This window comes from Natronococcus sp. (genome assembly GCF_047921035.1).
Lineage (GTDB): Archaea > Halobacteriota > Halobacteria > Halobacteriales > Natrialbaceae > Natronococcus.
The window spans coordinates 1-1,944 of sequence record NZ_JBLRWX010000205.1 but is presented as its reverse complement, the minus strand read 5'-3'; the positions used below and the strand labels follow the sequence as shown (position 1 = coordinate 1,944).

Below are 1,944 nucleotides of genomic sequence, written 5' to 3'. Positions count from 1 at the left end.
AGACGAAGCCGCTCGCGTCCTCGTAGGAGAGGACCGAGCCCTCGACGCTTCCGCCGAGGTAGGTGTCGAGGTAGGTCGTCGCGCCGCCGAGGTCTGCGCTCGCTCCCGCGGGGCGGGGGGACGGCTCGACGATCGGGAGCGGCGCGACGGGGAGCGGCTCGGCCATGCTCGGAGGCTACTCGCTCGGGGGTCGGCTCGCGGAGGCGACCTCGACGACGACACGGTCGATCTTCGCGATCGGCGCAATCGTTCCGGCGAAGGTCACAAGCTCCGGGCCGATCACGAGGTCGCCGTCGGCGAGGAGGCGCTCGCGGGCTGCGCGGTCGTCGAAGAGCTCGTAGTCCTCTCCGTGAAAGGTTCGCTCGCCTGCCTCGACGGGTTCGGGGCGGTCGTCGCGGACGAAGAGGACGCGGACGGTGTGCTGCGTGGTCATGCTCTTACCTCCGGTTAGGCGGCGCGCGCCCAGGACGAGATCCAGTCGATCTCGACGGTGTCGGTCGAAGGCTTCGCGTAGGTCGCGGGGGAGTCGAAGAGGCACACGAAGCCGCGGGACTGTGTACGGGTCATAACGAAGCCGTACCACGTCGAGCCGCCGTAGGTTGCGGCGGGCACGGTCGCCTTCTTCGTCCGGGTGTAGGTTCCCGCCGTGTATGCCTGCGCGGAGAATTGAGGCGCGGCGGAACTCGACGCCGTCCCGAGCGTCGTGTTCCGGTTATACGTCGTCGCCGAAATCACGGGGAGGCAGATCGTCGTCCGGTACGGTTCCCAGGCTTCAAAAAGATCGACGATGAAGCCGCTGTCGGCCATCGGGCCGAAGGTGCAGTCGTACGGGGTCGTCGAGACGAGGGTGTTCGTCGCGTCGTATTGCTCGAGGTCGAACTCGAAGAACGTGCCCGCGACCGGCGCGGGGATCTCGCCGAAAAGCGTGTGCGTCAGAATGAGCGCCTTACCGTTGAGGAGGGAGATCGTTACGGGGTCGCCGACCTCGTCGCGGAAGAGCTCCCGGATTAGGCAGGTGCTGTCGTTTGTCGCGCCGAGCCCGAACTCCGTGAGGTTCCGGTCCGCCGTGAGCGTCACCTGACGCGGGAGGACGCTCTCGATCCGCATGACGTTCGCGTCCGTGTCGATCGTTCCGGTGTTCGTCGGTCCCGCGGTCCCGGCGTAGAGCCGCTGCACTTCGTTGACGAGAGCGCCGTCGGTGACGGCGGGCGCCGTGCTTCCCGTTCCGACCAAGAAGTTACGCCGCAGGTGATAGGACCAGACTCCGAGCGACGTTCCGACGCCGTCCATAAAGCCGTTGAGGAGGAGGTTCGGCTGCTCGACGCCGTCGGCCGGGCCGATCGGGAAGCCGCCGGGTCCGCGGGGGATCTCGGGGACGCCGCGCTCGTCGAGGACTTGCCAGCGGACGCGGCCGCGGAGCCCGACGTGAGCGCGCGGGAGGATCAGGCCGGCGGGGGTGCGGCGTTCATACGGTCGTTGCACGGATCGTACCTCCGAAGGTGACGCCGAGCTCGAGCGGCGCTTCCGCTTGAGCCGTGAGGACGGTTTGCACGCGGGCGGCGACGAGATCTCCGAAGGCGATCCCGACGTCGAGACCCTCCGGCTCGGGAGCGCGCGTCGCGGTCTGCCCGACGACGACGACCGCGTCGCCGAACGCTACGCCGACCTCGAGACCTTCGGGCTCGGCGGAGTAGTAGCCGACGTCGCCGACGGCGCGGACGGCGTCGCCGAAGGCTACGCCGAGGTCGAGACCGTCGATCTCTTCCGCGAAGAAGGTCTGCTGGATCGCCGCGACGGAGTCGCCGAAGGCGCCGTCGACCTCGAGCGTCTCGCGTGCCGGGATCGGGTAGAGGTCGGAGAGGAGCCCGACGCGGACGCCGTCGACCTCGAGCGGTGGACCTCCCTGCCGCGGGACTACCCCCGGTTGCGCGACCAGGCGCTCGC

At 69.0% G+C, this 1,944-nt stretch carries 3 protein-coding genes; 1 reads left to right on the top strand and 2 read right to left on the bottom strand.

Annotated features, from left to right (window positions below; genetic code table 11):
- Positions 1-175: 175 nt before the first annotated feature.
- Together ACNA7R_RS20145 and ACNA7R_RS20140 are read right to left on the bottom strand one after the other, a co-directional pair.
- Complete coding sequence (locus tag ACNA7R_RS20145; RefSeq protein ID WP_416285320.1) at positions 176-433, bottom strand: hypothetical protein; 258 nt, start codon at positions 431-433, stop codon at positions 176-178.
- 14 nt (positions 434-447) lie between these two features.
- Positions 448-1,482: a hypothetical protein gene (locus tag ACNA7R_RS20140; RefSeq protein ID WP_416285319.1), complete on the bottom strand. Its 1,035-nt coding sequence runs from the start codon at positions 1,480-1,482 to the stop codon at positions 448-450.
- Between the two features lie 46 nt (positions 1,483-1,528).
- Here ACNA7R_RS20140 and ACNA7R_RS20135 point away from each other — a divergent pair.
- Positions 1,529-1,944: hypothetical protein (locus ACNA7R_RS20135; RefSeq protein ID WP_416285318.1), on the top strand; the 416-nt coding region annotated here is incomplete at its 3' end.

Coding starts and splice junctions, on each gene's coding strand:
- ACNA7R_RS20145 (WP_416285320.1), bottom strand. CDS start 433: ATGACCACGCAGCACACCGTCCGCGTCCTCTTCGTCCGCGACGACCGC.